The organism is Mesotoga sp. UBA5825, assembly GCF_002432955.1.
Taxonomy (GTDB): domain Bacteria; phylum Thermotogota; class Thermotogae; order Petrotogales; family Kosmotogaceae; genus Mesotoga.
Window position 1 is genome coordinate 1 of sequence record NZ_DJHG01000037.1, and the last position, 7,514, is coordinate 7,514.

At 45.4% G+C, this 7,514-nt stretch carries 9 protein-coding genes; 7 read left to right on the forward strand and 2 right to left on the reverse strand.

The genetic code is table 11. The features are described from left to right. Window positions 1-592: 592 nt before the first annotated feature. The gene (locus B3N33_RS03865; protein ID WP_214060748.1) at window positions 593-1,672 is read right to left on the reverse strand and encodes an iron-containing alcohol dehydrogenase family protein; all 1,080 of its coding nucleotides are present in this window, start codon (window positions 1,670-1,672) and stop codon (window positions 593-595) included. A gap of 272 nt (window positions 1,673-1,944) precedes the next feature. Continuing rightward, a complete protein-coding gene (locus tag B3N33_RS03870; RefSeq protein ID WP_214060747.1) occupies window positions 1,945-2,307 on the reverse strand; it encodes a DUF4180 domain-containing protein in 363 nt (120 codons plus the stop codon). Window positions 2,308-2,703: 396 nt separating this feature from the next. Here B3N33_RS03870 and B3N33_RS03875 point away from each other — a divergent pair, with 396 nt between their 5' ends. From B3N33_RS03875 to B3N33_RS03905, 7 genes are all read left to right on the forward strand, one after another. Further along, entirely contained in the window at window positions 2,704-3,258 is a 555-nt protein-coding gene (locus tag B3N33_RS03875) for a hypothetical protein (RefSeq protein ID WP_214079684.1), read from the forward strand. Window positions 3,259-3,630: 372 nt separating this feature from the next. Then, window positions 3,631-4,206, forward strand: a complete 576-nt coding sequence (locus B3N33_RS03880; RefSeq protein ID WP_213918274.1) for a hypothetical protein — start codon at window positions 3,631-3,633, stop codon at window positions 4,204-4,206. Window positions 4,207-4,244: 38 nt separating this feature from the next. Next, entirely contained in the window at window positions 4,245-4,598 is a 354-nt protein-coding gene (locus B3N33_RS03885) for a VOC family protein (RefSeq protein WP_213918276.1), read from the forward strand. 200 nt (window positions 4,599-4,798) lie between these two features. Next, window positions 4,799-5,257, forward strand: coding sequence for a hypothetical protein (locus B3N33_RS03890; RefSeq protein ID WP_292592204.1), 459 nt, complete (start codon window positions 4,799-4,801; stop codon window positions 5,255-5,257). After that, window positions 5,233-5,592 carry a hypothetical protein gene (locus B3N33_RS03895; RefSeq protein WP_292592205.1) on the forward strand — a complete coding sequence of 120 codons (360 nt, stop codon included), beginning with the start codon at window positions 5,233-5,235 and terminating at the stop codon, window positions 5,590-5,592. Before B3N33_RS03890 ends, B3N33_RS03895 begins: the two co-directional genes overlap by 25 nt. After that, on the forward strand, window positions 5,589-5,969 hold the full coding sequence (locus B3N33_RS03900; RefSeq protein WP_292588955.1) for a hypothetical protein: 381 nt from the start codon (window positions 5,589-5,591) through the stop codon (window positions 5,967-5,969). Before B3N33_RS03895 ends, B3N33_RS03900 begins: the two co-directional genes overlap by 4 nt. A gap of 252 nt (window positions 5,970-6,221) precedes the next feature. Continuing rightward, a complete protein-coding gene (locus tag B3N33_RS03905; protein ID WP_292592206.1) occupies window positions 6,222-7,232 on the forward strand; it encodes an alpha/beta fold hydrolase in 1,011 nt (336 codons plus the stop codon). Window positions 7,233-7,514 lie beyond the last annotated feature (282 nt).

Below are 7,514 nucleotides of genomic sequence, written 5' to 3' on the forward strand. Positions count from 1 at the left end.
GCGCCATCTCTTGACCCTACCTTTGAAGAAACGAGTGGAAGATCGAGGGAACGAGAGAGAACGCTTTGAACTTGAGATGAAGCTTCGCTTCGAGAAAGACGATATTCGAGACCACCAACATTACGAGAAATAGCAGATCCTGTATTTTGCAATGCACGATGACAGAACAAAAGAAGCGAAAAACGAGACGAGACGCACTTCAAAGAGCACACGCCCCATTTGCAATCGGTCACCCCCCGCTGAAGGGGATTTAAGATCAAGAGCAGAAGAGTGGTTCATCGTTCCGACACTACGTGTCCAGGTTCTTGGTTGAAGACCACGAGATCATGAGACAGCGAAACGGATGAGATGAGATCCAGAGAATATGATGTGGGTAATGATGAGCGTAGAGCGGTGATTTAAGATCAAGAGAGTAGAGATGCGTGAAATCGTGATTACTTGACAATGGTCACTGATTCTGGAACCAAGGAATGAAACATTTGAACTCCAAGAAGACGATGAGGGTATGATAAGGCTTTGCTAGAATGACAATATCTGTGAAAATCATCACACTATTTCCCTATGCGTTCCACAATATCTAATCTTGCCAGACTTATGTTCGGGAATCAGTGTGCGAAATGGCGTAACGAATTTCAGATACAGAGTCCTCAAAGACTTCAAGAAGCTTTTTATCATCCAGTGTATTGAGGATCGTGTATCGTTGCCTTATCGTTCTGGCAATCTTCAAGATCTCAGAAAACCTTCCACTATCAAATAGATCCTCCGGTAGATAGTTGAAAAATCCTAGATCGCAAAGGAGTTCCAATACTTTTTCATAGAGCTCGGCATCATACGCTTTGAGGACAATACAAGTGTAGAATCCAGTCTGATGGCCATGGAGAAAGTTACTGTTGAAAACAACATCTGCCGCGTGGGAGAGCATGTGCTCGGAACCGCTTGCAGAACGAGAGTTCCCCGCATATTCCATGGAAATTCCGCTCGTGATCAGCGAATTCACTAGTGTCTCCACAAAGTCTTCGTCATCAATGCTGGCGTGCCTGAAGTTGAGCAAACTCTTGTAGCTCATTACAGAAAGCGTCTTTGCGAAGTAATCGATCTGTTCTCCCGTACGCTGCGCTGAGAGCTCCCAATCAAGAATGGCAGGGACATTCGAAATCGCATCACCCAAACCTGCATAGAGATATTTCTTCGGTGCACTGTGTATTACGCTTACATCTGCAAAGAGGGCGAAAGGCATTCTCGCCCTGAGGCTGTCGCTTCTGCCATTGCTAAGCTTCATTGAAACGACAGGAGAACAAATTCCATCGTTCGAAGCTAAAGTAGGAAGAAGAATCAACGGGATGTTCAGAATGTGACCGAAGAACTTGACCGTATCGAGGACTGATCCACCGCCAATACCAACTAATGCATCAGGGCGAATACTATGAACAAGGTCGACTTTACTTATGAGATTGTTCAGGTTCGGCCTCTCATCAACCATGAACACAGATTGATCTTTGCTCTCTATTGAATCTCTTATATAAGGTAAGATGTCAAGCACTTCCTTCTGAGTGACAAAACAGACACTGTTGAATCTCATCATTTCTAGAAAAGCGGACAGTCCTTCAGAAGCGCCAGGCTTAACAATTATGTATTTTGGTATCTCTATCGATCTAGTGGAATGATCAATCAACACGTCACCTTCAGTTCGGAGCATTGGCAGACATTAATTTGAATCTGCTTCCAAATGAATTCTACCAGTTGCCCAAGCAGAAGGCAATTTAACGATCCCTTGTCTTTGTTGGCAGAAGAGTTGTTATGTAACTACATTATTGATTCGACATTTGTTTGAAGATCCCTATCTCCAAAACTGGATGTATGGACAAAGATGCCCGGCAAAAGACACCCAGAAGCGTCTGTCTAGATGGACCCCAGTCAAAAAAGGATACTTTGAGAATGTTCGTCCTAGTCAGCCCTTCGGGAGAGTTTCTTGATGGCCTCTTCTTCGGTAGCTACGAAGAAGTTCTGGGTGCCCCTGTTCGACTCGGCAATGAATGCACGCAGGCTGTTGCTATTAACACTGGTGAAGTCTCCGACAATTGCAAGCCTCAACCTGTAGTTCGTCATCTTCTGAAGAATCTCCCCCGCAAGACCTGTGTTGAGATCGTAGAACTCCTCTGGAAAGTGCTCCTTTCTGAATATGAAATCGGTGCAGCCTTCATAGACACTGTCCGATATTGAGTCAAGCAATGCCTGTGCATTACTTATAGCAACGTCTTGCGCATCATAAACTCCTATCTTTGCATTCTCATTTTCAATGATTTTCATTTTCTCACCGACCCCTGAGCGATCTCGGTATATGATATCAGAGAGCTGGAATGTAATCCAAATAGGGACTGATTCTCTTTCATGGCGCGAGCTTTGAGAACTAAGAAGCGTTCCTCAAAGGGCGAAAAACAGACCAGTGCAAGTGGCACCTTTTCGACCATGTTCAAAATTGCTACAGAAAGAGAAATGTGCTGGACGCAGAAAAGAACCGTTCCTTATCATCTGATAGATTGAGAGAGCAAACGAAAAAAGCCGGAAGTTCCCGAGAAGGGATACACCGATTTGCCCGCTTGTTTGATGTTGCCGACAAAGCATGAAATACTTCATGGCTGTTTGGATGCATCCGCATTATACAATATTACTCGAGAACAAATAGGTGTTTATGGGGGGATGTTCATGAGAAGAATACTGACATTGCTTTCTTTGGTACTCGCGATTCTAACGTTTGCACGATTCGAGATCAAACTGCCTGTCTTCTCGATGCCGGAGTTTGATTCAAGGAACGGTATCATAGAGGTCTTCACAGATTTCTCAGAGCAGAATCTATTACTTGAAGTGACTGTGGTCTTTGCGGATGAAGATCACCCGTGCGCGTTACTCGATTTCCTGTACGATGCCTACAGATTCTTCAGATACGGTCGTGTAGAAGATATAGAAACCTTCTACGTAAGATACAATTCCGACGGTCAGATAATCGTAATCGATTTTCCCGGCGTGTTCTCCGGAGACCACTCCTTCACTGACACGAAAGATCTGCACGGCTCGGCAGTCCTAATGATTCAATTCATAACGTTTTTGGAGGACAGGCCGATTGTTTTCGTGAACACTTGGAACCACATGTTCGGGGTCATGCCGTCTTTCGACAGAGCCACCGAGATTCTGTTCTTAGATTACGTTCTGACAGATGGAAAGAGAATCGATGCAGAGCGGAAATACTCATGGCATTACTGAACAGGTTTGAACTGTATCTCTCTGGAAGAAAGAGGCCGATTGTTCGAGAAAGCGTGAGAGCTGCTCATCAAGTGTAGACAGTTGATCATGTGAAGGACCATTATGTTGAGTCATTTTTTCTATGACGAATGAAGCGTTCTTCGCATGAAAATAAACCTGTAGAAACTATGAACGTAATTATTTGGATCGTCATTCCACAAAATTCCGGCCTTCTGTGGAGTGATAATCCGCGAACTCTTTTCGCAGCGGTTGTTCTGTAGATCCCTTCGCTTTTGTGTGGCGGTTGACTTATAATCTTTCATCGCAATCATTCAGCTAACGGCCGCCAGGTTGTTTGGAAAACATGAATATCGGCTCAAGGAGATGAAGTTCTTGAACAAAACCAGTCTAGAAAGGGTGAAAGTCGAAACAAGAGAGCTCGATAGGCGCGTGAAAAGCTACTCTGAGAGAGCCGATGACGGCACCGTACATGTCAAAGCAGACGACACATCGTTCGCAAAGCAAGATGCTGAAAAGCTTATCGAATTACTTGAAGAGCGGACCAGGTACCTACCATTGAGAAGAGGTCTGAGTGTTTCAATTGAAGGTCCTGAATCAGAGATGAAAGAGTTTATTCCGAGGGTCAGAAACTCTATCAGAGATTCTCTTGTTCCGCTAGTCTACTACGTTGATCTGGATCTGAAAAGACTGGCAAGATTAAGTGTCATTCTTATCGTGGTCGGCATGCTGGCAATGGGCAGCGCTTCGATCCTTACGGAATTATCATTTAACGCGTACGCTCTTCACGAAATTCTGGTCATTGCGAGCTGGGTTTTTATATGGGCTGCCGTTGAAACCTTCTTCTTCGAAAGAAGAAAGTTGAAGAACAGAAAGCACCATCTTCAAAGGATCTACTCAGCAGAGTTCACAACGGCTAATCAAAGGGGAAGTACCGCAACTCTAGATTAGCTTCAGCAGTAATACGTTATCGCTAGGAGGCGAATTCAGTGGCTAAGAAAATGCCAGTAGTTTACTGGGAAATCAACGCACTAGATGGGGAGTCACTTTCGGAATTCTATGAGGAAGTCTTCGAATGGGAAACAGAAGTTAGCGATACTAAATTCCATTCATTCAGGAGCGGAGACCCTAAAGGAATAAACGGAGGCATATTCACGGGAAAAGGCACTCTTCCTACTCACAGGGCTCTCTATATCGAAGTTGAGGATATGGATGAGATCATTGAACGAGTCAAGAATCAGGGACAGGAAATTCTCCAGGGGCCGTTCGAATCTGGGAATAATATCCTTGCATTCTTTACAGATCCAGAAGGCCATATGATCGGCCTGATACAGAGGAAGTAGAGAAAAGCACGATAGCTGCTGCGACACCGGCTTGTATAATGAATGTTGCTCGGATTCTTTCAAGATTTTAATACAAGAACTGAACCTGTAAAGTTAGAGACAGATCACTGAAGGCCGCTGTCATTGCGAAGCATCGATGATAATCAAGAATGCGAATGCTAACGAACAGTAAATAATGGAGTCCCCGGAAACGTCCCTCGTTGGGTCTCTGCAAAGAATTCATAGATTTTCTGGAAAGGGCAGAAAAGAGAACGGTAGCTTCTGAAGCAGCTGAGGAGTATCTCAATCAACGTTTCGATAGTATTGAAGCATCTCTGGCAAGAATCGAAAGTGAAGGCAATTTCATAACTGCCAAAGGAAAGAAAGAATTAATGCACTCCCTTGACGAGGCCGTCGAGGAGGCAGCAGAGGTCTTCAGAAGCTATGGTTTCATGTACACGAGATGGCCAAATCAAAAAGATCTCGAGCTGAGAAACAGAATCGATAACCTTGTTATAAAGAAAGAAAGCAACTCAGTTCACTATGAAAACCCTGCTGAGGTATTTGAAGTTGTGGAAAGACCGGCTGACTTGATAAGAGGAGAGTTGATCTGGCTGGATGTGGCATCGAATGCTATCACTCTCAAAGGTCTCAATTGTCCTTCGACAGAAATAGGCTAATAATTGAGATGAGGGCGGGTAGCGACCCTTCGACAAGATTCAAAGTATACGATCTGGATGCAGGCGAGTACGATGTCTTTGCTCTTCCTTTCGAAGCAGTTCAGATTGTCTCGACCGATCAATATAACTACAAATGGCGAGACGATGAAATACTTACCATTTATTCACACACCGGGCAAGCAGTTTCGGTCAATCGCGCAGGGAAGTTCTCTGAGTTTTCCTACAGCTCGGTAAACGGGCTGGAGTTCTTCGGATTCAGCGATACCGGCGACTTTGGCCTTTTCCGCGGGCAGAGGGGAAGATATTCGTCCAAGAGACGCAGACTTCTGCAGTGAAAAACATCGGAGTAACTTACTCGACGAACAAGCTTCACTGGCTGCCGGAAGAGGACAGAGTTTTCTTCATCGAAGAAAATGGCTTCATTGCAGTATTTTATGCAGTGAAGGGGACTCTATCTACAGAAGATCTCGTCCTCACCGCTTCATCCTGCGCGGTCCTCCCTGGCGGCAAGTGGCTAGTTTATGGAGATGCCTTCGAATTAAAGGCAATCAGACTGGATGGATCAGAAACAATCCGATTGCTTGAAGTATCTGAATCGAGCGAAATTTCAATCGCGGGGACCGTTCACTTGAGAGGAAATTTTTTCCTTCTCTTGTGGATGAAGCATGGAGAAGAATTCGACTACGCCGTTCAAGTGTGCAGCACATACTGATTGCGCAAAGTCTAGAGAGTGCCGGACACGCCACGGATTCTGCGTGATCAACTCTTGGCGGGAGCACCATTTGCATGAGAAAGAATTGCGGTCGTGGCGAAAGAAATACGTTAGTCTCTGTGAAGCATGAGAACTATGTTGACTGGACTGGAGAATGGCAGCCGATCAAATAACCTAAATGACAGATATTTGTCTCATCGCCTCTTCTCTGGGGGTGTATACTGAAATTGAAACCAAATCCTTATGTGAGGGGTGATTGTATTGAAAGTTACGAGGAGAGCTTCTCTGGCCGTAGTTCTGGTCTTGCTTCTTGGCACCATGCTTCTAGCGGCCGGAACCGAGTACACTGTTGTAAAGGGAGACACTCTATGGGAGATTGCAAAGACCTATGATGTCGACTGGAAGGAAATCGCTGAACTCAACGGAATCACTGATGAGTTTGCACTGCAGGTGGGAACGGTATTGAAGATTCCTGCGGCGTATACGGAAATATCGGTCATGATTCCCAATATCGATCATGATATTCCTGCTGTTATCTGCATCCCTAAAGGCGATGGACCATTTCCAATAGTCGTCATGCTTCATGGAACCGGCTCTGACAAGAGCGAAGCCGGCGGAGGCTACCTCCTGGCAGCTCCTGCTCTCGCAGAGGCAGGTATTGCCAGTATCCGCTTCGACTTCATTGGTAATGGCGAGAGTACTGCAGACTACATCGACTACAACTTCACATCGGCTGTGGACGATACGAATATCGCCTTCGCTTACGCAGCAAGTCTTCCGAGAATAGACGGCCATAGAGCAGGAGTAATGGGCTGGAGCCAGGGTGGAACAATCGCTTTGCTCGCTGCAGGACAGAATCCGGCTTATAAATCGGTGCTTTGCTGGGCAGGCGCACCCGACCTGTCGGGTGTTGCAGATCTAGAAGCTTACGAAATTGCAAAGGAAAACGGATTCTATGAGCTTACATTTGAATGGAGAAGCTCCCTTAAGCTAGGTCTTCAGTGGTTCGATGAAGCTTATGGCACTGACGTGTTACAGGTCTTCTCTAACTCCACAGCGCCAGTACTAGCAATCAATGGTGCTCTAGATACAGTAGTTGATCCTGTAAATGCTCAGAGAATTGTCGATGCATCAAGAAACAATGAGTCAGAAGTTCTTCTTATAGAAGGCGCGGACCATACGTTCAACATTTTCACGGGGGACATGACAGCCTTTGATCAGTTGATCGGGGCCACCGTAGATTGGTTCGTCAAAACACTTTAGAGATCGTCTGAAAAAGAGGGACTCCATTTTTAGGAACAAGAGCAGTTCCTCGTTCCGACGCTTCGCGTCCACGTTCTTGGTCATCAGTTCCAAGTTCCAAGATTCAAGTTGCAAGTTATAAGAACAAAAGCTAAAAAGCGGCTCTCGGTTCTGGAGTCTGGCAAAGATTGAGCAATCACTATTCTAAATGCTCTCGAGGGTTTTATCCCAGATGTCTCTCCGCTGTATTCCAAGATCTAGTATTCGATTTCAACGAAGACGGCTCTAAACAGCGTACAGCGG